This window comes from Streptomyces sp. NPDC088147 (assembly GCF_044741565.1).
Classification (GTDB): Bacteria; Actinomycetota; Actinomycetes; order Streptomycetales; family Streptomycetaceae; genus Streptomyces.
The window spans coordinates 173,698-196,796 of the sequence record NZ_JBIUSY010000004.1; the positions used below are offsets into that span (position 1 = coordinate 173,698).

General features: G+C 70.7%; 19 protein-coding genes and 1 pseudogene. 5 read left to right on the forward strand and 15 right to left on the reverse strand.

The features are described from left to right. Positions 1-40: 40 nt before the first annotated feature. The 4 genes from ACIOGX_RS15950 to ACIOGX_RS15965 all read right to left on the reverse strand — a co-directional run bounded on the left by ACIOGX_RS15950 (position 41) and on the right by ACIOGX_RS15965 (position 4,357). Positions 41-826 carry an exodeoxyribonuclease III gene (locus ACIOGX_RS15950; protein WP_356510220.1) on the reverse strand — a complete coding sequence of 262 codons (786 nt, stop codon included), beginning with the start codon at positions 824-826 and terminating at the stop codon, positions 41-43. 30 nt (positions 827-856) lie between these two features. Then, positions 857-1,489 carry an MBL fold metallo-hydrolase gene (locus ACIOGX_RS15955; RefSeq protein ID WP_356510222.1) on the reverse strand — a complete coding sequence of 211 codons (633 nt, stop codon included), beginning with the start codon at positions 1,487-1,489 and terminating at the stop codon, positions 857-859. Positions 1,490-1,576: 87 nt separating this feature from the next. Continuing rightward, a complete protein-coding gene (gene pcaC, locus ACIOGX_RS15960) occupies positions 1,577-2,869 on the reverse strand; it encodes a 4-carboxymuconolactone decarboxylase (RefSeq protein ID WP_401913647.1) in 1,293 nt (430 codons plus the stop codon). Positions 2,870-3,151: 282 nt separating this feature from the next. Next, a complete protein-coding gene (locus ACIOGX_RS15965; RefSeq protein ID WP_401913650.1) occupies positions 3,152-4,357 on the reverse strand; it encodes a glycosyltransferase in 1,206 nt (401 codons plus the stop codon). Between the two features lie 351 nt (positions 4,358-4,708). On the opposite strand from ACIOGX_RS15965, the gene ACIOGX_RS15970 reads away from it, so the two are divergent. Beyond that, on the forward strand, positions 4,709-5,413 hold the full coding sequence (locus tag ACIOGX_RS15970; RefSeq protein WP_401913653.1) for a hypothetical protein: 705 nt from the start codon (positions 4,709-4,711) through the stop codon (positions 5,411-5,413). 61 nt (positions 5,414-5,474) lie between these two features. On the opposite strand, the gene ACIOGX_RS15975 is transcribed toward ACIOGX_RS15970, so the two are convergent. The 3 genes and pseudogenes from ACIOGX_RS15975 to ACIOGX_RS15985 form a co-directional block, all read right to left on the reverse strand. Continuing rightward, on the reverse strand, positions 5,475-7,619 hold the full coding sequence (locus tag ACIOGX_RS15975; protein WP_401913656.1) for a hypothetical protein: 2,145 nt from the start codon (positions 7,617-7,619) through the stop codon (positions 5,475-5,477). 351 nt (positions 7,620-7,970) lie between these two features. Next, positions 7,971-9,014: pseudogene (locus tag ACIOGX_RS15980) on the reverse strand (endo-1,4-beta-xylanase); the annotation flags it as partial. Between the two features lie 399 nt (positions 9,015-9,413). Beyond that, on the reverse strand, positions 9,414-10,457 hold the full coding sequence (locus ACIOGX_RS15985) for a zinc-dependent alcohol dehydrogenase family protein (RefSeq protein ID WP_356510231.1): 1,044 nt from the start codon (positions 10,455-10,457) through the stop codon (positions 9,414-9,416). A 107-nt stretch (positions 10,458-10,564) separates the two neighbouring features. On the opposite strand from ACIOGX_RS15985, the gene ACIOGX_RS15990 reads away from it, so the two are divergent. Beyond that, entirely contained in the window at positions 10,565-11,566 is a 1,002-nt protein-coding gene (locus ACIOGX_RS15990; RefSeq protein WP_401913659.1) for a LysR family transcriptional regulator, read from the forward strand. 75 nt (positions 11,567-11,641) lie between these two features. On the opposite strand, the gene ACIOGX_RS15995 is transcribed toward ACIOGX_RS15990, so the two are convergent. Next, on the reverse strand, positions 11,642-13,063 hold the full coding sequence (locus tag ACIOGX_RS15995; protein WP_401913662.1) for an FG-GAP and VCBS repeat-containing protein: 1,422 nt from the start codon (positions 13,061-13,063) through the stop codon (positions 11,642-11,644). A gap of 260 nt (positions 13,064-13,323) precedes the next feature. On the opposite strand from ACIOGX_RS15995, the gene ACIOGX_RS16000 reads away from it, so the two are divergent. Both ACIOGX_RS16000 and ACIOGX_RS16005 read left to right on the forward strand, forming a co-directional pair. Beyond that, entirely contained in the window at positions 13,324-14,028 is a 705-nt protein-coding gene (locus ACIOGX_RS16000; RefSeq protein ID WP_387013572.1) for a hypothetical protein, read from the forward strand. A 133-nt stretch (positions 14,029-14,161) separates the two neighbouring features. Further along, entirely contained in the window at positions 14,162-14,635 is a 474-nt protein-coding gene (locus tag ACIOGX_RS16005) for a hypothetical protein (RefSeq protein WP_356510239.1), read from the forward strand. Between the two features lie 412 nt (positions 14,636-15,047). Here ACIOGX_RS16005 and ACIOGX_RS16010 read toward each other — a convergent pair whose 3' ends face one another. The 7 genes from ACIOGX_RS16010 to ACIOGX_RS16040 all read right to left on the reverse strand — a co-directional run bounded on the left by ACIOGX_RS16010 (position 15,048) and on the right by ACIOGX_RS16040 (position 21,962). Next, entirely contained in the window at positions 15,048-15,740 is a 693-nt protein-coding gene (locus ACIOGX_RS16010; protein ID WP_129768159.1) for a M24 family metallopeptidase, read from the reverse strand. Positions 15,741-15,867: 127 nt separating this feature from the next. Beyond that, a complete protein-coding gene (locus ACIOGX_RS16015) occupies positions 15,868-16,449 on the reverse strand; it encodes a hypothetical protein (RefSeq protein WP_356510243.1) in 582 nt (193 codons plus the stop codon). Continuing rightward, positions 16,446-17,621, reverse strand: a complete 1,176-nt coding sequence (locus ACIOGX_RS16020) for an ROK family glucokinase (RefSeq protein WP_356510245.1) — start codon at positions 17,619-17,621, stop codon at positions 16,446-16,448. Before ACIOGX_RS16020 ends, ACIOGX_RS16015 begins: the two co-directional genes overlap by 4 nt. Positions 17,622-17,852: 231 nt before the next feature. Further along, positions 17,853-18,770 (reverse strand): ATP-binding cassette domain-containing protein, encoded by a 918-nt coding sequence (locus ACIOGX_RS16025; protein ID WP_401913667.1) that lies wholly within the window; start codon positions 18,768-18,770, stop codon positions 17,853-17,855. After that, positions 18,767-19,834, reverse strand: coding sequence for an ABC transporter permease (locus tag ACIOGX_RS16030; protein ID WP_356510249.1), 1,068 nt, complete (start codon positions 19,832-19,834; stop codon positions 18,767-18,769). Before ACIOGX_RS16030 ends, ACIOGX_RS16025 begins: the two co-directional genes overlap by 4 nt. After that, a complete protein-coding gene (locus tag ACIOGX_RS16035) occupies positions 19,831-20,847 on the reverse strand; it encodes a sugar ABC transporter substrate-binding protein (protein ID WP_356510251.1) in 1,017 nt (338 codons plus the stop codon). Before ACIOGX_RS16035 ends, ACIOGX_RS16030 begins: the two co-directional genes overlap by 4 nt. A gap of 311 nt (positions 20,848-21,158) precedes the next feature. Then, positions 21,159-21,962 carry a GntR family transcriptional regulator gene (locus ACIOGX_RS16040; RefSeq protein WP_356510253.1) on the reverse strand — a complete coding sequence of 268 codons (804 nt, stop codon included), beginning with the start codon at positions 21,960-21,962 and terminating at the stop codon, positions 21,159-21,161. A 101-nt stretch (positions 21,963-22,063) separates the two neighbouring features. On the opposite strand from ACIOGX_RS16040, the gene ACIOGX_RS16045 reads away from it, so the two are divergent. Then, a complete protein-coding gene (locus ACIOGX_RS16045; RefSeq protein ID WP_356510255.1) occupies positions 22,064-23,074 on the forward strand; it encodes a Gfo/Idh/MocA family oxidoreductase in 1,011 nt (336 codons plus the stop codon). Positions 23,075-23,099: the final 25 nt, after the last annotated feature.

Below are 23,099 nucleotides of genomic sequence, written 5' to 3' on the forward strand. Positions count from 1 at the left end.
GCGCAACGGCCGGTGGGCCGCGAGCGAGTGAACCGAGCCTCTACAGAGGGACCTCGATATCGACGACCACCGGGGCGTGGTCGGACGCGCCCTTGCCCTTGCGCTCCTCACGGTCGACATAGCTGTCCTTGACCGCGCCCGCGAACGGCCCGTTGCCGTAGACCAGGTCGATACGCATGCCCTTGTTCTTCGGGAAGCCCAGCTCGCGGTAGTCCCAGTAGGTGTACGGACGGTCGTACTTGAGCGGACGGGGCACCACATCGGAGAGCCCCTCGCCGCGCAGCGCGGCGAGCGCCGCGCGCTCGGCGGGGGTGACATGCGTGGCCCCCTCGAAGCGGGACAGGTCCCACACGTCCTCGTCGGCCGGGGCCACGTTGAAGTCGCCGAGGACCGCGAACGGCCGGGCGCCCGCCGCGTCGTCGGCCACCGCCTCGCGCAGCGCCTCCAGCCAGCGCAGCTTGTACGCGTAGTGGTCATGGCCGACCTCGCGGCCATTGGGCACATAGACGGACCAGAGCCGGACCGGGCCGCAGGTCGCGGCGATCGCGCGCGGTTCCGTCACGCCTTCGTACTCCGGTCCGCCGGGAAGCCCCTTGACGATGTCCGTCAGACCGACCCGGGAGATCAGCGCCACTCCGTTCCACCTGCCGGTGGCGTTGACCGCCGACTCGTAGCCCAGCTCACGCAGCTGTTCCGCGGGGAACTGCTCTTCCGTGCACTTGGTCTCCTGGACGCACAGCACGTCCGTACCGGTGCTCTCCAGCCAGGCCAGCAGCCGGGGCAGCCGGGCGGTGATCGAATTGACGTTCCAGGTGGCGATGCGCATGCGGGACAGCCTATCGGCGGGGTCCGACAGTCACAGCTCGGCCGAGCGGCCCGGGGCGAGCCGGCAGTGCTCCGCGCCGCCCAGGTTGCCGATCTGGGTGTCGTAGATGGGCCGGGCCAGCTCGGTGAGCAGTGCGTCGTGGACGTCGAAGGAGCGCCGCGGTCCGACCTCGCGCACGTACTCGATCACCTCGGAGATCTTGTTCCAGGGCGCCTGTACGGGCAGCAGGAGCGTGTCGACCGGGTGGTCGGGAACGGTCAGCGCGTCGCCGGGGTGGAAGACCGAGCCGTCCACGAGATAGCCGACATTGGTGATCCGCGGGATGTCCGGGTGTATCACCGCGTGCAGCTCGCCGTGGACCCGGACGTCGAAACCGGCCGCGGAGAACGTGTCGCCGTGGCCGACCGTGTGGACACGGCCGGGGAAGGCGGCGGAGATCTGGTCGGCGACGCTGCGCAGCGTCCACAGCTCCGCCGCCGGGTTGGCCTCGAGGCCGGCCCGCAGATGCCCCTCGTGGAAGTGATCGGCGTGCTCATGGGTGACGAGGATGACGTCCGCGCCGTCCGTGGCGTCGTCCTCGGTGAATCCGCCGGGATCGATGACGAGCGTACGGCCGTCCTTCTCCAGCCGGACGCAGGCGTGTGCCTTCTTGGTGAGCTTCACCGCTGACCGCCTCCCTCGCTGTCGGTGCCGCGTGCCCTCTGTGCCGCGTACTGTCCCGCGTACGGATGCGCGCGTACTGCCATCCTGCTACGCATCGGGCGTGGTCTCCTCCTGGATCACGGTCCGTGCCACCCGGAACGCCGTGTTCGCCGCCGGTACGCCGCAGTACACGGCCGTCTGGATCAGCACTTCCTTGATCTCGGCGGGCGTGAGGCCGTTGCGCAGCGCGGCCCTCGTATGGAAGGCCAGCTCCTCCAGATGGCCGCCCGCGACCAGGGCCGTCAGGGTCACGGCGCTGCGGGTGCGGCGGTCCAGGCCCTCCCTGGTCCAGACCTCTCCCCAGGCATAGCGGGTGATCAGCTCCTGGAAGTCTCCGGTGAAGTCGTCGGCGGTGGCCATGGCGCGGTCCACATGGGCGTCGCCCAGGACCTGTCTGCGCACCCGCATGCCCGCCTCGTACGGGTCGGGCCGCCCGGAGGTCACGGCCTCGGGCTGCTCGGCGGGCGCGATCTCGGCGACCGGGCCGATCGTCGCCGAGAGCGTGGGCGCGGGGCCGCGGTCGGGCAGCACGGTGAGGCCGGTGGAGGTGTCGGACGGGTTGTACCAGGCGGTGGAGAAGTGGTGGACGAGCAGATCCGTGACGGCGGCGGGCTGCTCGACGGGCGCCAGATGGGACGCTCCGGGCACCAGCGCGAGCCGGGCGTCCGGTATCCCCGCGACCAGCGTGCGCGCCTCGGCGGGCCCGGTGACATGGTCCTCGGCGCCGACCAGGACGAGGGTCGGGACGGCGATACGGCCCAGCTCCGCCCGGATGTCGAAGGCGGCCAGCGCCTCGCAGGAGGCGATGTAGCAGCCGGGGTCGGTCGTACGGACCATCTGGACGGCCCATTCGACGATGGCCGGCTGGGCGGCGGCGAAGCCGGGGGTGAACCAGCGCTCGGGCGCGCTGCGGGCCATCGGGTCCAGCCCGTTGGCGCGGACGATCACCCCGCGCTGCCGGAACTCGTCGGCCGTGCCGAACCGGGGCGAGGCGGCCACCAGCGCGAGCGAGGCGATCCGGTCGGGACGGCGCAGAGCCAGCTCGGCGCCGATGGCACCGGCGATGGAGCAGCCCACGTAGCCGAACCGCTGCACCCCGATCTCGTCGAGCGTGGCCAGCAGCCGTTCCGCCAGCTCGGGAACGCTGGTCGCGGCGTGCGCGGGGGCGCCGCCGTGGCCGGGCAGGTCGAAGCGCAGCACCCGCCATTGACGGGCCAGCTCGGGCACCTGACGATCCCACATGTGCCACGTCGTCCCCAGGGAGGGGCCCAGGATCAGGATGGGGGCGTCTTCCGGCCCGTCCATGCGGTATTGCAGGGTCTTAGTCATCGTCTCGCTCACCCGCCCACGCTCCCATATCCCGCGATTCCTCACGGGAGAGGGTCGGGGTCGGCACGGGAAAGGGCCGGGGTCCGCACGGGAAAAGGCCGGGGCGGTGGCCGGACCTGCCCACGGATCCGCCGACGGATGAAGATCCTCGGCGGCCGGCTTCACCTGTCGGCGCCTCGGAAGTGTCCCGTCCAGGATCAGCCGGAGCGTTCCTCCCCGTCCTCGTCGCTCGTGCGGGGTGGCGTCGTACCGGCCCGGCGTGCCGGGCCGGTCTCGCTCACCGGAGGGCGTCGCTCACCGGAGGGCGTCGAGCAGCCGGTTCGCGGCCACCGTCGCTCCGTCGGTGCGGATCCTGGTGCCCAGAGCCTTGGCCCGCGCCCGGGTCCCGGGCGCCAGGGCCGTCTTGAACGCGATGCCGAGGGACTCGACGGTCGGAGCCGGACCGTCGGGTGCCGCGCCGATTTCCAGGTCCGCCACCCGGCCGGCCCAGTACGGGTTGTCCGCCAGCCGGAGAGCCACCACCACTTGCGGCACGCCCGCACGGGCGGCCGTCAGCGTCGTACCCGCGCCGCCGTGGTGCACCACGGCGGCCACCCTGCCGAACAGACGCTGTTGGTTGATCTCGCCGATGGCGAAGCAGTCGTCCCGGTCGTCGACCGGGTCCAGGTCCGCCCAGCCGCGGGAGACGAGTGCGCGGTGGCCTTGTGCGCGGATCGCCTCGATGGCCCCGCGGACGATGTCCGGCGACGGGCGCATGCTGCCGAAGCCCACGTAGACCGGCGGCGCGCCCGCGTCCAGGAACGTCACCAGGTCCGCCGGGAGCGGGCGTTCGTCCGCCAGGGTCCACGCACCGGTCTGTATCACGTCGAGTCCGGGGGTCGCCCGCCACGGCCCCAGGACCGGGTCCGCCGCCAGCCACGGCCGGCCGGTGAAGACGTGGTCGCGGACGTTGTCGACCGGTGGCAGACCGATCGACGCCCGGTGGCCGTTGAGCGCCTCACCGAATTGCGCGTTCACGTGGTGGGCGTCCCGCTCCCACAGCGTCCGGTTGTCACTCACCTCCGGCTCCGGCCAGCCCGCCCGCGGGGGCGGCGCATGGTGCGGCGACGGCAGGTTGACCGCCGAATAGCTCGCGTGCACGTAGCGGATGCCCGCCGCCTCGGCCACGGACCGGGCGGCGATCTGCGCCAGGCCGGCCACCACCATCGCGTCGCATCCGTCGGCCGCCGCGGGGAGGATGTCGAATTGCGCGTCGACCAACTCGTCCCGGTACCGGGACAGTTCCGCCGCCGACGGCAGACTCGTCCCGCGCATCAACGCCCGTACCGGTGGCCCGACCGGCACCAGTTGCACTCCGATGCCCGCCAGCCGCTCCGCGAACTCCTCGTCCGGCGGGGCGCACATCCGCACCTCCACGCCGAGCGCCCGTAGCCGTACCGCGAGTGCCACCAGTGGTTCGACGTCGCCACGCGTCCCGTATGTGGACAACAGCACCCGCATTCCGCGCCCTCTTTCGCTCTGTCTTCCCCTACCGTCCCGGCCTGTGCCGCCTAGGGCGTGTGCGGCAGCAGTGTACGTCGCGTGGTACTGAACGCGGCGGCGGGCGAGTGGGTCAACTCGGCTGTCCCGACGCAGACTTCCGGCTCCGTGGGCAGCGGAGAGCCTCCGCCGGGACCCCCTCGCCGACGATCTCGTCGATCATCAGCGCTCCCTCTCGCGTGGAGCCGTCCCCGGTGACTACGGTGAGCGCCGGCGTGCCTTTCAGGCCGACGACGGCGTCGGCCCCGGGCCGCCCGTATCCGCCGAGGCGCGCAAGGTTCCCGATCGTCACCACAACCTGAGAGCCACTCCATGCAGAGTTCGTCCGTGCCCGGCCCCGATGTTTCGGTCATCCTGCCCTGCGCCGGATTCGGAACGCGCTTCGGGGCGCCCTACTCGAAGGAGCTGCACTGTCTGGCTCCCGGGGTCACTGTGCTGGACCGCAGCCTGGAGGCCGTCGTCGAACTGGCCAAGAGCGGACTCCACGTGCGTCTGGTCGTCGTATTCGGGACGCACAAGCTGGACACGGTGCGTTATCTCGCGCGGTACGCCGAGACCTTTCAGATGGTCTTCGTCTACCAGGACGAGTCGTTCGAACCGGGGCTCGACGGGGCGATCCGGTCCGCCCTGCCGATGACGCACGGGCCGGTGGCCCTCGTCCTGCCCGACATCGTTATCACCGGCGCGGGCAGTACCGGCAGTCTTCTCGCCGCATTGCGGCAGACAGAGGTGGCGGGTTGGAGCGTCATAGCCGCCGAAGAGCGAGATCCCGACACACTGCGGCAGATGGGCGCGCTGGCCGTGGTCGAGGGGGGCGGCGTCGCGACAGTGGAGGCGGCCACCGACAAACCGGCGGACCCTTCGGGCTTCAACGCGTTCTGGGGCATGGTGGCGGTCACCGCGGAGGAGGCACACCGGTTGCCCGACGTGGTGAGCGAAGGCGCGGACAGCCCGCTGGCCGGTGCGGTCGCTCTCATGGTGGAGCGCATCGTCAACTACAACACCGCCGCGGGCTGACGCCCCGGGCGCGGACGCCGACGAAGCTCGTGCGTGGTCTTCCTCGGAACGGCGGGCGGGTTCAGAGGTGGTCGTCGTGCGTGGCCGGCCGGCGCGGAGGAGCTGCCGCGCCCGTGGTGGACCGGCGACGCCACCGCCACAGCAGCGCGGCGGCGAACGGGATGAGGAGCAGCACCACCAACAGCGCCTGCGGCGTTGCCAGGTCCCGTACGGACCAGCCCGACCCGTCGCCGGACGGGCCCGGTCCCGCCGCCTGGCGCGGGGTCGGGGCGCCGAGCCACAGTGCGGACGTGTCCCCGCCGGCCGGCCGCGTCAATGAGGTGTCGACGTCCTTGAACAGGTCCCCGTACCGTGCGTCGACCGACCGGTCCGAGAGCTGCCGGAGCGGAACGGAGGTGAGGTCGACACCGCCGTAGAAGTAGCTGTACGTATAGAGGTAGTTCCCTTTTCGCACCTTGCGCGTGAAGTCGTAGTCGCCCTTGGTGTACGAGCGGACATACTGGTCGAACGTGTCGGTGGGCTTCCAGTCGGCCTTCGTCGTCCACGCGGCGATGTCGCCCCGGTCGATGAGGTCGCCGTAGGTGGTGTCCTGGGACCTGCTCAGTTCGCGGTACCACTCGGCCGCGACGCGCGCGAGGTGGACGCGGCGCAGATCGGCGTACTGCGCACCGGAGTTGACCTGTTTCGTCAGCTCCGGGAGAACCAGGCCGCGGAAGAGAGCCTCGTTGCGGGCGACCGTCGCGTCGTCCTGCTCCGGGCAGTTGCCCAACGGGCCCTCGTCGGCGGGGAGGGCGACGTACTCGGACTCCATCTTGACCTTGAGCGGCGCCTTCAGGATGTACAGCTTGTCGCCGTCACGGTGGACGTCCGCGGTCCCGGGCACGATCCACACCCGTGTGGGCATGCACTCGCCCGTCAGCCGGTCCAGGTACTCCTTGCCCAAGGCCGTGTCCGGATGGATGATCCGGCCCACATCCTTCTTCAGCCGGAGGTCCGCCTGGAGCATGACCCGGCCCACGTCCGTACGGCCCATGTCGGCGTCGACGACACGGTCGGGCTCGGTGGGGTTGAGGTTCACCCAGTACGTCGAGGGGTCGAGCTCCAGCCAGACGAAGAACGCGTCGGAACTGAGCCGGGCCGCGTCCACACCGCCGGTCGGGGAGGTGCCGCCGGTGGTGGACGTGGGGGCCTCGAAGGAGTACTGGAGGCCGCTGCCGTCGCCCGGATCGGAGAGATAGCGCAACTGGAGGGAGGAGAAGTCGATGCCGCCGGGGGCTTGGGAGACTGGTTCCGACAGCGCCCTGACCAGGCCGCTGTCGGGTACGCCGCCCGCGCCGCCCGTCGTACCGTCGCCGCAGTCCGCCTGCACGGCGCCGGGCCGGTGGGCGAATGCCGCCTGGTGCACGAAGCCGCCGGACCGCGCGACGGACGCCGCCTGTTCCGCACCGGAGGCCGCCGGACCGCGACCGAGCCCCAGCGCACAACTGCCGCCGGTCTTGAAGACGTTCTTCGTCTGCTCGGCCCGTTGGGCCCGGCGCTTCTGGTTCGCCGCCTTGCGCTCCTGGAGTCGCTGCCGCTCCCGCGCGACCTCCTTCCCGAACTCCGCGTTGTTCTCCGTGGCGGGCTTCGCCGCCCGGATGCCCTGCGCCAGATTCTCGGTCGACCCCTTGCCGTCCTTGACGAGGTAGAAGACGTCCGCGTTCTTCGGAATCCGTGGAGCGCAGGTCCGGCAGGGTGAGCGATCGCTTCCCACGGCGAAGATCCTGTCGGGGTCCCCGACCCCGAGGTAGGGCAGCTCCCGCACGATCATGAGGATCTCGGAGTGGTTGGCCGCAACGTCACTGGACGCGTCGTTGGACTGCCGGACGATGGCGAACTTCTGGATCTGCGGGCGGCCGGCGAGGCGGAGCTGCTGGTAGAGCGCGGGATCGGTCTGCTTCAGCTCCGCGACGTCCATGACCTCGTAGCCCGCGGTGTCGACGCCGTCCAGGCCGGTGATGTCCACGAAACCGACGGCCATGTTCCGGAACGGCTTGTCGTCCAGGCGCCTCGCTTCCCGGGCGACGTAGAGCATCCGTCCGACGGGGTTGCCGAAGAAGTCGTCGACCTGTGTCATCGAACGGCCGGACGGTGTCGGCTCCTTGTCCGCGGCGACGGCCCGCACCGCCGCCGCGGGCTCGGCCGCGGCACCTCCCGGCAGCGACACGGGAGTCAGCGCCAGCAGGCAGGCGGCAGCCCAGGCGGACCACCTCGGCAGGGCACGTCGTCGCGGGCCTGGGCATACGACAGCGGGCGGCATCGGCTGCGGCTCCTTCCCGTTCCCCTACGGGTGTCCCGGACAGCGCCTGAGGCATGACGCGGGTCGCCTGGCATGACCGGCTCCCGAACAGGGTCCACCCGGGCATGAAGTCGTAAGGGAATACGCCGAATCGCTCACAAGCGGTTCCCATGTTCCTCACATGGAACGCCGGATGCTTTCGGCTTTCGACGAATGTGTTCGGACCGGTGCTCGGGCGTCCGCCTATCGGTCCGTACGGGTGTTCGTCATTCCCGCCGCCGTCACCGCGCTGCCGCCGAGGGCCGTCAGTGTCGCCTGGTAGGCCGCCTTCTTGTTGCCGTTGCGGTCGAACAACAGCGGGTTCTCCCCGCTGCGCCAGGAGTCGCTGTCGCGAATGCCCCATACGGTGATCCCGGTGCACCGCGAGACGTTCATACACGCCCGGACGGTGTTCGCGTACGCGGTCGTCGGCGCCTGGGCGATGTCGAGTTCGGTGATCTGTACGTCCACACCGAGTGCGGCGAAGTTCGACAGCGTCGTCTGGAAGGCGGCCGGCGGGCCGCCGGTGCCGAAGTGCGCCTGGAAGCCGACACAGTCGATGGGCACGCCGCGTGCCTTGAAGTCCCGCACCATGCGGTACACGCCCTGCGTCTTGGCGTCGCTCCAGTTCTCGATGTTGTAGTCGTTGTAGCAGAGCTTGGCTGCCGGATCGGCCGTCCGGGCGGTGCGGAAGGCTTCCTCGATGAAGCCGTCACCGAGCAGGTTCTGGAACACCGAGGGGCGGTGCCGGCCGCCGCTCCCGTCGGCGAACGCCTCGTTGACCACGTCCCAGGCCTGGACCTTGCCCCTGTAGTGGTTCATCACCGTACTGATGTGGGTGTTCATCACGCCGCGCAGTGTGTTCGCGTCCGTGAGGGAGCTGACCCAGGCGGGCAGCTGGGAGTGCCAGACCAGTGTGTGACCGCGCACGCGCTGGCCGCGCGCCGAGGCGCGGTCGACGATCTGGTCGGCGGGAACGAAGTTGAACGAGCCGCGGGACCGCTCGATGGTGTCCCACTTCATCTCGTTCTCGGGCGTGACCGAGTTGAACTCGCGGTCCAGGATCGTCACATACGTCCCGTCGCCCAGTTTGCCGGCCGCCACGGCGGTTCCGAAGTAGCGTCCGGACTGGGCCGCCTGGGCGCCCAGGGTGCTCGCCCGGATCATTTCGGGCTCCGCGGCGGGCGCGGGTACGGCGGCGACCCCGGTCGCCAGCAGCACGGAGGCGGTCAGCAGCCCTAACGCCGAGGCGCGGGACCTGTTGCGTCGCGTGGGGGGATTCATGGTTCTCCTCGTACGGTCGGAGACTGATACGGAAGCGAGAGCGGATGCGGATGCGGATGCGCTGTGCGTTGCGGAGGGGGCGGTACGAGCCATGGAATGTCGGTCGTTCGCTTTTCCTCGCGTGCGGATTCGAATCGTTTCGACAACGTGGCGCGAACCGCCCCCGGCTCTGGAGAACGAGACAGAGGGCCGCCCGTCCCGCGCGCTGGCGTGATGCACGCGGACCGCGTCGGGTCGGGTCGGTCATGGTGCGAGACGTGCGCGTTCGAAGTGTCGGACGCGTGCCGGGGCTTCGGGCAATCAGGATGATAGAAGTCCCAGCGAAGGCGTCAATACCCCTCGCTCCATGAGGACTTGGGTCTCGCGGCGGCCCCGGCCCGCCAGATGGGCCGACGGCTCTCAGAAGGCGATGCGGACCTTGAGGGCCGAGCGGTCGTCCATCGCGCGATAGCCGTCCGGGACGCCGTCCAGGTCCACCGTACGATCGAAGACCAGGCCCGGGTCGATCGCACCGGACAGCACATCCGGCAGCAGCTCGGGGATGTAGGCGCGGGCGGGGGCGACACCACCGGCCAGCGCCACATTCCGGTCGAACATCTGGGCGATGGACACGCCGGCGGAGCCGCCGTGCGGCACACCCACGTAGCCGACCGCGCCGCCGTCGCGGGCGAGCGAGATCGCGGTGCGCATCGACTCCTCGGTGCCGACGGCCTCCAGGACGGCGTGCGCGCCCCGGCCGCCGGTCAGCTCGTTGACGGCCTCGATCGCGGCGTCACCGCGCTCGGCGACCACGTCCGTGGCACCGAAGGCGCGGGCGATGTCCGTACGGGCCCGGTGGCGGCCGAGCGCGATGATCCGGTCGGCACCGAGCCGGCGGGCGGCGAGCACACCGCACAGGCCGACCGCGCCGTCGCCGACCACGGCGACCGTGACCCCCGGCCGGACCCTGGCGGCGACCGCGGCGTGGTGGCCGGTGCTCATCACGTCGGACAGCGCGAGCAGGCCGGGCAGCAGCTTCTCCTCGCCGGCCGCCTCCTTGGGCAGCTTGACCAGGGTGCCGTCGGCGAACGGCACGCGGACGGCCTCGCCCTGGCCGCCGTCCGAGCCGACCTCGCCCCAGATTCCGCCCTCGGGGCAGGAGGTGTGCAGGCCCTCCCGGCAGAAGTCGCAGCTGCCGTCCGACCAGACGAACGGCGCGATCACGAAATCACCGGGGGTGAATCCGTTCACCTCGGAGCCGGTCTCCTCGACGATCCCGAGGAACTCGTGGCCGATCCGCTGCCCGGCGACCCGGGACGCCACGCCCCGGTACGCCCACAGGTCACTGCCGCAGATACACGCGTTGACCACCCGCACCACGGCGTCGGTCGGCCGCCGGACCACCGGGTCGGGCACCTCCTCGATCCGGATGTCGTTGAGGCCATGGATCACGGTGGCACGCACGAAAACTCCTGGGCACTGCTCGGCACGGGTTGACGGAGACCAGAGTCGCCGCACAAGCGTTCCCATGTCCAGCTACATCTTCTACAGAATCTCTTTAAGATGAACTAATGCTCGATGTTCGACGACTCATTCTCCTCCGTGACCTGGACGTACACGGCACCGTGACCGCCGTGGCCGAACTCCACGGCGTCACTCCTTCCGCCGTCTCACAGCAGCTACGACTCCTGGAGGAGGAGACGCGCACCCGGCTCCTGGAACGCACGGGACGTTCCATCCGCCTCACAGCGGCCGGACGCCGGCTGACCGAGGACACCGAGAACGTGCTCACGGCTCTCGAACAAGCCCAGAACCGCCTGCACACCGGAACCGGGAGACCGGTCGGCCCCCTCCATTTCGCCTGCTTCCCCAGCGCCCTCACGCCCCTGGCCGCCCCACTCTGCGATGCCCTGGAGAGCGTCCACCGGGATCTGCGGCTGCACATCACCGAGGCCGAACCCGAAATCGCGGTCCGGCTCCTCCTCCAGCGTCACGTCGACATCGCGCTGGTCTACCGCTACACCAACCTCGCCACACCCCCGCACCCCGGCGTCGAAACCCACACCCTGCGAACCGATCCGCTGGTCGCGGTCCTGCGCGGCGATCATCCAGCGGTTCACCCAGAGGGATCCCCGGTCGAGCTGCGGGACCTCGCGAACACCCCGTGGATCACCGCCCCGCCGCAAACGGCGTGCGGGGATGCCGTCCTCCAGGCCTGCCGGTCAGCCGGTTTCACCCCGCAGGTACGACATACCTGCACCGACTTCGCCGCCATGATCGCCCTCGCCGCGAGCAGCGGCCATACGGTCCTCATCCCCCGCATGGCCACGGCCCACCTCCCGCCGGCACTGAGCGTACGACCGGTGACCGACACCACGCTCGCCCGCACGATCGAGACCGCCGTCCGCCACGGCACCGCCAACGAACCCGCGATCGCCGCATGCCTCACCGCACTGCACACCCTCACCCCCGACAGCCCGGCAGACACAACGAACACACCGGACACCCCCGAGGACAATCCCTCCAGGACAAGTGCCGGAGAACGAGGGCGGGTTCAAGCGGTCGGTACATGACCGCGGTTCGGGCGCTCGGCTCAGATCTCGGCCGGGCCGCCATAGCCGGCAGCCCGGTGACGGCGGCCGGCCGTTTCAGTGGCCGAAGTCGGGGCCGTCGCCCGGCGTCGGCTCCCCTCCCAGATCCGTGGGCCTGATGAGCGTCGGGCCGGACGTGCTGATGCCGGACGGGCCGCCGCGCAGGATCCGCACCGTGTCGTCGGCGCCGCTCTCGTTCCAGGTGCCGCCCGCCAGTTCGGCCGCGCCGTCGCCGTTCAGGTCCTGGATCGCCAGGGGCCCCATCGGGAGGCCCGTGCTCCGCGCGTTCGTGCCGGTCAGGCCCTCCGGTCCGCCGCGCATCACCAGGGTCACCGACTCGGTGCCCTGGGCGGTCTTGACCGGAGCGCTGAACGCGACGTCGGCGTAACCGTCCCCGTTCACATCACCTGTCGCCGGCGTGGAGCCGAAGCCGCAGTGGGAGGAGACCGGTCTGCCGGGCAGCCCCGCTGTCTTCTCGTTGATCGTCGTGGGCTTCAGGCTGGCGCTCTGCCCGCTCTTTCCGCCGTAGGCGACCATCAGCCGGCTGCCGCCCTCGGGCACGGCCACGTCGCCGATGCTCTCGCAGGTGAGGCTGACGATCACATCGGCGAAGCCGTCCTTGTTCACGTCGGACGTGAGGGTGACCGAGCCGTACATGTCCTTGCCGTGCGCGTCCTTGAGGCGCGGGCCCTTCTTCAGTACGCCGTCGGCCGCGCCGCGGTACACGACGGTGGCGCGGGGGACCGGCATCTCGTCCGCGTACACGTGCGACCAGGTGACCACCAGATCGTCCTTGCCGTCGCCGTCCACGTCGCCGACGCCGGTGGGCCGGGGCGTGTAGTACGACGACGTGCCGGGCGTGAGGTCGAGCGTCTTCGTACGGGCGGGCCTGCCCGCCCGGGTGAACGGGCCGAACCATACCGTCGCCTCGGAGCCCGTGTTTCCGGTCGTGACGAGGTCGGCTCGGCCGTCGCCGTCGAAGTCGCCGGCGACCGGCGTGGCGCCGGTCAGCCCGACCGCTCCGGAGAGCTTCTTCTTGCCGCCCCAGACCACGAAGACCGTGTGGGTGCCGGCCTGCGTGATGAGGTCGCCGCGGCCGTCGCCGTCGAGGTCGGCCGAGATGGCGTGGCTGCCGAACCGGCCACCGGTGCCCGCCTTGCCGAGGCCGAGGCTGTCCTGGGTGATCACCTGGTGGCGCCGGATGTCGGGGCCCGCCGTCGAGCCGGGCACCACGGCCACGTAGCCGGCGGCGTATTTTCCGTCGACCGTGGCCGAGGTGTCGGTGATGACGAGATCCTCGTTCCCGTCGCCGTCGAAGTCGGCGCGGGCCCCGTCGGTGTCGGGGTCGGCCGCGGGCCGCTTCGTGGCCGTGGCGGTCTGCGTGACGCCCGGAGGGACGGTGGAGTCGGGTACGACGTCGGGCGCCCCGCAGGCGGCTACCGCGATCAGGGCCAGGGGGGCGACACGTCGTTTCCTCATACGGGGTTGGACCGGGGCCGCCCCCGAATGGTTGTGGGGACCGCCGGACGGACCGTACGGCGGTGCCCACGACGATCGCGGTCGTCCGAAGTCGGCTTGTTCTCCCGCACAGGCGCCTCACCGCCCACTGTTCGCCGTCGTGTGCGCCTGGTTGGCTGAGGCGGGCCGGACGGGCGCCCAGCACGCTCGGACCACCGGCGTTCCATGAATCACCTTGTGCCCGACCACGGGATTCCATCGACTTGAGGAAGAGGTCCTTCATGCACGTGACACGCCGTCTCTCCGCCCTGGCCGCGACCGTCGCCGCGCTCACCCTGGCTCTCGTATCGCCGGCCGCCGCCTCCCCGGCCCCTGCCCCGGCTGCGTCGGCCACGGCCGCGGTGGGGCCGGTGCAGCTCTCCATCGGCGGTCTGGGGAGCGGCCCGTACAACGTCGCCGTGCAGTCGGCCGTCGCCACCGCCGCGGACAGCGCGGTGGCCAGAGGCTTCGACCCCGCCCGGTGCAACCTGGTCAAGGGCCCGACGATCGTCAACCAACTCCCCAACGGATATGTGCAGGTCGCCGTCGAATACCTCTGCGCGGGAGAACCGTACGCCCCGGGTCCGACGTTCATGCTGAACCGCTATCACAAGAGCTCCGACACGCAGAGCAACAGCTGGTACCACCCCGCCGGATACCAGTTGCAGGGGCCGCTGGGCTCGCTCTACACGTACGCGGCTCCCGGCACCACTCCGCTGTACCTCTGCCAGGTCAGGGGTGACCACTTCACCAGCACGGACGTCAACTGCGAGGGCCAGCAGTACGTGACCCGACTCGGCTGGCTCCACACCAGTCCCCCGGCGGGCGTGGCCACCGTTCAGTTGCTCCGCTGCCTGCGGAACGAGAACCGGCAGATCTTCGACTCCATCCAGCCCAACTGCGAGGGGCAGATCCACGGAGGCGTACTCGGCTACACCCTCGCCTGACACCCTGGTCGGGCAAGGGCCGGGGCACCGCTCCGCGCAGTGTCGTTTCGGCGATGAAATCGCTGGCCCATACGGGTGAGCTGGTGGCCGAGGGGCTGTCGCGGGCGTACGCGGACTGCCTAAAACCGGGGGTGTGATCAAGAAACTCGTGTGGCGCGGCCTTCCCGCGCTCGCCCTCGCGGCCCTGCCCATCCTGGCCGCCGTTCCCGCCGCCGACGCCGCGGGCAGTGACCGTACCGTCCAGAACACGCAACCCCGAGAGGCGCAGCGGGTCGATTCCCGTTTCTACGCGCCCGCCACCCTCGGCAAGAACCAGGCATGGACCTCCGGCAACGGCCGCGCCATCCTGCGCGTCCAGAGCGACGGCAATGTCGTCCTGTACAAGGACAACCGGGCCGCCTGGCAGGCCCCGAACGTCTACCCCAACGCCGACCGCCTCGTCATGCAGGAAGACGGCAACCTCGTCGTCTACAACAGGGCCGGCCGGGCCCTCTGGGCCGCCGGAACCTGGCAGAAGGGGCGCTACCTCGCCGTCCAGGACGACGGCAACGTCGTCGTCTACAACAGCGCCAACCGGCCCGTCTGGGCGACCAACACCGGCGACTGACCGGCATTCCCGATCCAAACGGCCGCCGCGCGCGTGACATCGCCGAACGTGCGCGTCGGCCGCTCGGAACGGGCGGCCGGGCCGGTGCCGGGTGAACCGAGGTGCCGGGTGAACCGAACGGTATGCCTCTTGGCCGGTCCTCCGACTCCGGGCCGGATACGCCTCGTTCAAGATCTGCACCAGGGCCGCGGTCGGCGGGAACCGCTGCGACGCCCTCCCGGCGGGCCCGATGATCTGACTCACGGCCGCGCCGGACGGCGAGTGCCCGCTGCCGGCCCAGTACGCCGACATCCCACGCACCGAGGTCCACTTCATGGAGACGGCGGACGCGATCGGCCCGCTGGGCACCACGTCACGAGCGAGAGCCCCTGCACCCCGCTCGCCCCCGCCTTCGCGAAGCGGGCGTGCCGGATCAGCCGAGGTCGAGCAGTTCCTCGTAGAAGCCGCCGAACCCGTTTCCCCGGTCGACGAGATGGATCTCCAGGATCCAGTGGCAGCGGCGCCCGGCCTTGTCGGTGCGCCGCAGCGGGGTGTCGTTGCCGGGCGCGATGTACGACTCGACGTCCGCGCCGTCGATCGTCTCGTGCGGGAACTCGCCGACCAGATGCCCGGCGTGCCAGCCGCCCAGTTCCCATCCGGCGTCGGTGGCGAGCCGCTCGACCTCGGCGTACAGCGCCTTGCCGGTGATCTCGGGCTCGCTCTCGAAGAAGCGCCGGCCGGCCGCGAAGACCCTCGGGAGGTCGTCCCGCAGCCGGAGCCTGACCGGGTCGTCGCCGAGGACGAACGTCCGCCCGAAGTCGGCCTCGTACTCCTCGAAGATCGGCCCGAAGTCGGCGAACACGATGTCGTCCGCGCCGATCAGCCGGTCCGGCGGATTCTCCCGGTAGGGCATGAGCGTGTTCGGCCCGGAGCGCACGATCCGCTTGTGCCAGTGCCGGGTCGTGCCGAACATCTCGTTCGCCAGGTCCCGGATCCGGTCGCTGAGCGCGCGTTCGCCCTCCCCCGGGGCGACAAGCCCGCGCTCCTCGATCTCCGCGAAGAGCCGGACGGCCTTCGCCTGGGCATCCAGCAGACGCGCGGCGCGCGTCGGTTCGTCATCCGCCATGTGGGCGACCGTATGCACGTGAATCATCGTCCCGCAACCGAATTCGCCGGGGCGGCGAACCCGTCGTCGCCGTACGCGTCGGTCGCTCTCGTCAGTGGCTTCACGGGCGTTACGGGCGTTACGGGCGTTACGGGGTCGTGGTGGAGACGACGTACACCCGGGGGAAGCCGGGTTCCGTCAGGTCCACCACCACGTCCTGGCTGGGGCGCGGGCCCTTCTGCTGGTGGCTGGTGCCCGCCCAGTCGTGGCCGGGGATGTCGAAGTTCCAGCCGACGGTACGGCGGTCGCGCGGCGTGATCGTGATCGCGTCGTCCTGGAGCGCGGAGCGGCTGGTGCCCATCTCGGTCAGGAACGTGTCGAGCCGTCCCGAGGTGACGTCGAACTGGACGTACAGCCGGCTGGTCTTCCAGTTGCTCGTCTCGAAGTAGCGCACCCGGGTGGCGCCCAGCGGTATCGGCACCTCGAAGATGCGGCGCTTCATCTTGGAGGGGCGCGTCGGCTGGAGACCGGTGGCCGCGGACTCGGCCTCCTTGTTCCGGCCGCTCTCGCGGCTCTGCCCGGCCGAGATCACCAGGTAGCCGGCCGGGATGCCGATGAGCAGCACGATGACGATGGCCGTCAGCCAGCGGCGGCGATTGCGGTGCCCGCGGTCCTCGGGCGGCTTGCTGCCGCCCTCGTCGCGCACGGGCACGGGGAGCTCCACGGTCATGAGGGCGGCTCCTGCGTCGTACGGGGTTCCTGCGTCGGGCGGGCGGTGCGGATGGCCTGGGCGTATCTCTCGTAGCGCTCATGGCGCTCCACCCGGCGGCGGTTGGCGCGGCGGAAGCGCCGGGCCACCAGCCGGGCGAGGTCGGCGGCGCCGACCATACCCGCCTCGGGGCCGAGCTGTGCCTTGGCGATCCGTGCCTCGGGGCGGTAGCCGCGGCCGGTGAGATGGCGGCGGAAGGCGTCGCGGGCGGGGCCGATCAGCAGATCGTCGGCGGCGCTGACCCCGCCGCCGATGACGAAGCAGGACGGGTCGAGCGCGGCGGCCAGATTGGCGATGCCGACGCCGAGCCACTGGCCGATGTCCTGGAACAGCTCGACGCACATGGCGTCGCCCTCGCGGGCGAGTTCGGTGATCAGCGGTCCCGTGATGTCCTGGACGTTGCCCTTGACGCGGTCGATGATGTTGTACGCGACCGGGGAGTCGGCGGCGGCCAGCTCCCTGGCCTCCCGTACGAGGGCGTTGCCGGAGCTGTACTGCTCCCAGCAGCCCCGGTTGCCGCACGGGCAGCGGTGGCCGCCGGGCACGACCTGCATATGGCCGAATTCGCCGGCGACGCCGAACTTGCCGCGCTTGACCCGACCGTCCTCCAGGATGGCACCGCCGATACCGGTACCGAGCGTGATCATGACGAGATGGTCCTCGCCGCGTCCGGCGCCGAAGCGCCACTCCGCCCAGGCCGCGGTGTTGGCGTCGTTGTCGACCATCACCGGCACGGCGAGCCGTGAGGAGATCGCGTCCCTGAGGGGTTCGTCGCGCCAGGCGAGATGCGGCGCGAAGAGCACCTTGGAGCGGTCGGCGTCGACCCAGCCGGCCGCGCCGATGCCCACGGCGTGCACATCGTGGCGGTCGGAGAGGTCGAGGACCAGCTCGACGATGGTGTCCTCGACGACCCGGGGGCTCTTGGACTTGTCCGGCGTCTCGGTCCTGAGCTTCTCCAGGATGTTGCCGTCGGGATCGACGACGCCGGCCATCACCTTCGTACCGCCGATGTCGATACCGACGGTCGGGACGCGGGGCGCGGTGAGGAGGGAGCGGCGCTCACGGGTGCCGACGGTCCTCAGGACGGTGGCGCGGGCGGTGCCGCGGTGTGCGAAGTCGCGGTAGGTGCTCATCGGCCCGTCCCGGTCTCGTCCGTCGGCGCGAGCGGCTCCGGCTCGCCGTGCCGGGTGAGTGGGCGGCTGCGTACGCGCACGAGTCGTGTCGTCCCTGCGGGGTCGGGGGCCGCCTGGCCCGGACGGGCGGCGGCGGCGGACGGTGTCCGCCGTGCCAGATTCTGCCATCCGGGGCGGGCGTGGTCGCTGTGCGGCCCGGCGGGGGCCGTACGGTGACCGCCGCGTCCCAGGTCAGTCCCTGTCGCCCGGACCGGCACCGGTGCGTCCGCCGGAGTGCCCGCCGAGATGGGCGGGCGCCGGGGCGCGCTCCAGTTCGTGGCTCAGCTCCTCCAGCTCGGAACCGCCCGCCATCTGCCGTGTCAGCTCATCCAGGGTGATCGAGTCCTTGGTGTGGCTGCCCGACATGACGCCCCGCTTGAGCAGGACGAAACGGTCACCGACCAGATACGCGTGGTGCGGGTTGTGGGTGATGAGTACCACTCCGAGTCCCGCGTCACGTGCCGCGGCCACGTACTTGAGCACCACGCCGGACTGCTTCACCCCGAGGGCCGCGGTCGGCTCGTCCAGGACGAGGACCTTCGCGCCGAAGTAGACGGCACGGGCGATGGCCACACACTGGCGCTCACCGCCGGACAGCGTGCCGATCGGCTGGTCGACATCGCGCAGGTCGATGCCCATCCGCAGCAGTTCGGCCCGGGTGGTCTCGCGCATTCGGGCGACATCGAGCCGTTTGAAGGGACCGCTGCCCCTGGTCGGCTCGGAGCCGAGGAAGAAGTTTCGCCAGACCGGCATCAGCGGTACGACGGCGAGGTCCTGGTAGACCGTGGCGATCCCGCGGTCCAGGGCCTCGCGCGGGGAGGCGAGGGTGGTCTTCTCGCCCTCGATCAGGAAGTCGCCCGCGTCATGCCGGTGCAGCCCGGCGATGATCTTGATCAGCGTGGACTTGCCCGCGCCGTTGTCGCCCAGCACACAGCTGATCTCCCCCGGGTGGACCTCCAGCGAGACGCCTTCGAGGGCGCGGATATTGCCGTAGTACTTACTGACGTCGTCGAGTTCGACCAGCGCGCCGCTCGTACCGCCCGTCGCAGCGCCATCACTCGCCGCGGCACCGTCCGCCGTAGCACTGCCCGCCGTCGTGTCGCCCGTCATCGTGTCGCCTCCGCACGCTTGCGCACCCACGCGTTCAGCAGGGTGGCGAGAAGGAGCATCGCTCCGAGGAAGAACTTGAACCAGTCCGGGTTCCACTCCGCGTAGACGATGCCCTTGCTGGTCATGCCGAAGATGAACGCGCCGACCGCCGAGCCGATCGCGGAGCCGTAGCCGCCGGTGATCAGACAGCCGCCGATGACGGCCGCGATGATGTAGATCAGCTCGTTGCCGACACCCTCGCCGGACTGGACGACGTCGAACGAGAACAGCAGATGCTGGCCCGAGACCCAGGCGCAGAAGGCCACGCCCATGTACAGCCCGATCTTCGTCCGCAGCACCGGGACACCGACCGCGCGGGCGGCGTCGGCGTTGCCGCCCACCGCGAAGATCCAGTTGCCGAAGCGGGTCCGCAGCAGGATCCAGGTGGCGAGCGCGACCAGTCCGGCCCACCACAGGATGGTGACCTTCAGCTCGACGCCGCCGAGGGTGAGCTGGGAGGCGAAGAGCTTCCTGGCGGAGGGGAAGCCCTCCATGTCGCCGATGCTCTTGGTCGAGACCGTGTCGCTGATCAGCTTCGTCAGCCCGAGATTGAGCCCGGTGAGCATCAGGAACGTGCCCAGCGTGATGATGAAGCTCGGCAGTTTCGTACGGGTCAGCATGACCCCGTTGAAGACCCCGAAGGCCAGCGTGACCAGCAGCGACACCAGGACGCCCACCCAGACGTTCGCGGTCATCTGGAAGCTGAACATCGAGGAGACCAGCGCGGAGCTGGTCACCATCACACCGGCGGAGAGGTCGAACTCGCCGCCGATCATCAGCAGCGCCACCGGGACGGCCATGATCCCGAGCGTGGAGGCCGCGTAGAGGACGGTGCCGAAGCTGGACAGCTGGAGGAACGAGTCCGCCACGAACGAGAAGAAGAGGAAGACGGCGAGCGCGCCGACGACCGAGCCCAGCTCGGGCCGGCCGAGCAGCGTGCGCAGCGGGGAGGCGTGCAGCAGCCGCTCGTCGTCGCCCGCGGGCCGGCCGGGGCGGTCCTCGGCCGGCGGGGCGGTCGCGGTCATCGGGTGCCCCGCTTCGTGTACGCGGCGAGCGCGCCGGCGTCCTTCCGCGTGATGATCTGCGGCCCGGTCAGCACGGGACGTCCGCCGCCGAGGACATCGGCGTTGTACCGGTAGAGCCAGAGCAGGTCCACGGCCTCGTACCCCTGGAGGTAGGGCTGCTGGTCGACGGCGAAGCCGAGCGCGCCGGAGGTGAGCGAGGAGGCGACCTTGGCGTTGAGGTCGAAGGTGTCGATCTCGGCCTCGCTGCCCGCGGACTCCTTGGCCTTGACGGCGGTGTCCGCGAAGGGGGCGCCGAGGGTGACGACGGCGTCGATGCTCCGGTCGGTCTGGAGCTTGGCTTCTATGGACGCCTCGACGTCGGGCATGTTCGTGCCGTCGACGTAGAGGTTCTGGAGCTGGCCGTCGAAGGTCTTCTTCGCTCCGGCGCAGCGCTGCTCGTGGCCGACGTTGCCCTGCTCGTGGATGACGCAGAGGGCCTTCTTCTTCCCGCGTTTGTCCAGTTCGTCGCCGACGGCCTCGCCCGCGATGGTCTCGTCCTGGCCGATATGGCTGAGGGCGCCGAAGGACGCGGATTCCGCCGCTCCGGAGTTGACGGTGATCACCGGGATACCGGCCTTGACCGCCTTCTCCACGACGGCCTTCATGGCGTCGGGCTTGGCGAGCGTGACGATCAGTCCGTCGACCTTCTTGTCGATGTAGGACTGTACGAGCTGGGCCTGCTGCTGGCCCTCGTCGCTGTTGGCGTAGAGGAACTTGATGTTGTCCTTGACCGCCGCCTGCTTGGCGCCGCTCTGGACGATGTCCCAGAAGGTGTCGCCGCTGCCCGAGTGGGTGACCATGGCCACGGTCCACTCGGGGGTGTCCACCGCGGCCCGCCCCTGGGCCGCCGCCTGCTGGGCCCGCTCCTCCGCGCGCTTGCCGCCGGTGCTGCTGCACCCCGCGAGAACCGAGGCCGCGAGTACCGCCGCCAGCACGGCGCTCGTCGCGCGTACCCCTGTCCGAACCCTTGCCACGACGCCGCGCCCTTCTTGCCGAACTCCGCTGTGCGGCCGGGACCCATTCGCTCCCGGCGCCGCCCAAGTATCGGTCATGCCTGTTCGGTGGCCGGTCGGCGGGTACCGGGGCGGGCGGACTCCCGGGCGAGCCCGGCCCGCTTCCCGCCCTCCGTTTCCGGTGGTTCGCGTGCTGCGAGGGGTTCGCGCCATGGATCCGCCTTCTCTCCCGGCCGCCCCGTTGCGGCTGGAGGGAGTTCTAGCCGGGCCCGCACGGACGCGTCAATACTTTGTCCGTACATGCTGACGAGGAGACGGCGGTGGTGTGGCCGTCACGGGCGCACCAGCAGCTGGAACTCGAAGGAGTAGCGCGAGGCGCGGTAGATGTGCGAGCCGAACTCCACGGCCCGTCCGGTGTCGTCGAACGTGGTCCGCTCCATCGTGAGCAGCGGGGCCCCGGTGGGTTCGGTGAGCCGTTCGGCCTCCTCGGCGGTGGCGGCCCGCGCGCCGACCGTCTGCCGGGCGCTGTGCAGGGTGATCCCGGCGGAGCGCATCATCCGGTAGAGACCGGTCGCCTCCAGACGCGGGGTGTCGCAGTCGAACATCCCGGTCGGCAGATGGTTGCGCAGATACGCCATCGGCTCGTCGTGCGCGTACCGCAGCCGTTCGACGAGCCGTACCTCCGCGCCCTCCGCCACCCCGAGCGCGGCGGCGACCTCGGCCGTGGCCGGTTCGACGGTATTGCGCAGGACGCGGGTGGCCGGGCGCTGGCCGGCCGCCTCCAGATCGTCGTAGAGACTGCTCAGCTCCAGCGGGCGCTTGACCTGGCTGTGCACGACCTGCGTGCCGACGCCCCGGCGGCGCACCAGCAGCCCCTTGTCGACCAGGGACTGGATGGCCTGCCGGACGGTGGGACGGGACAGCCCGAGCCGGCCCGCCAGCTCGATCTCGTTGCCGAGCAGGCTGCCCGGCGCCAGCCGGCCGCGCTCGATGGCCGCCTCCAGCTGCTGTGCGAGCTGGAAGTAGAGCGGGACCGGGCTGGTGCGGTCGACGCTGAGCTGGAGCGGCGTGTCGTGATCCGTCTCCGGTCCGGGCGTCTCCTGTCCGGGGTGGGCTGATCTCGGCTGCTGGGGCACGGGGCGAGCGTAACCGCACGGCATGTTGACGGGAAGTCGGTACGTTCGATTGTCAGGACAAACTCTTGACATGACGAGTGCCCTGTGGCCACCTTGGGGCCATGCGCATCGGACTTATCGGCACCGGCCGTATCGGCACCTTTCACGCGGACGTGCTCGGCCGCCACCCCGACGTCGGCTCGCTGGTGGTCGCGGACACCGACGCGGACCGCGCGGCTCAGGTCGCCGTCCGTACGGGATCGACCGCCGTCCCCTCCGTCGACGAGATCTTCTCCCAGGGCCTGGACGCCGTGGTGATCGCCTCGGCCACCGCGTCCCACGCCGAGCTGATCAGCCGCGCCGCACGGGCCGGACTCCCCGCCTTCTGCGAGAAGCCGATCGCGCTGGACCTGCCGGGGACGCTGGGCGCGCTGGGCGAGGTGGAGTCGGCGGGCACGGTGCTCCAACTGGGCTTCATGCGCCGCTTCGACGCGGGGTACGGCGCGGCGCGCGAGCTCGTACGGTCGGGCCGGCTCGGCCGACTGCACACCGTACGGGCGATCACCTCCGACCCGGCGCCGCCGCCCGCCGCGTATCTGCCGCTCTCCGGCGGCCTGTACCGCGACTGTCTGGTGCATGACTTCGACATCATGCGGTGGGTGACCGGACGCGAGGTGGTCGAGGTGTACGCGACGGGTTCGGACGCGGGGCCCGCGATGTTCCGCGAGGCCGGCGACGTGGACACCGCCGCCGCGGTCCTCACCCTGGACGACGGGACGCTCGCGACGGCCACGGCCACCCGCTGCAACGGAGCGGGCTACGACGTACGGATGGAACTGGCGGGCGAGCTGGACCAGGTGGCGGTCGGTCTGGACGACCGTACGCCGATCACCTCGACCGAGCCGAAGGGCCCGTCGGCCCCCGCCGGCCCGTGGCCGGGCTTCCTGGAGCGGTTCGCCCCGGCGTACGAGGCCGAGCTGGACGCCTTCCTGAAGGTCGTCTCCGGCGAGCTGGAGAACCCGTGCGACGGCCGGGAGGCGCTGCACGCGCTGCGGATCGCGGAAGCGTGCGAGCGGTCCCGGCGCGAGCGACGCCCGGTGCGGCTGTCGGAGATCCCCGCCCAGGATGGTTAGGGCGTGTTGCGAAAGTAGGAATAAG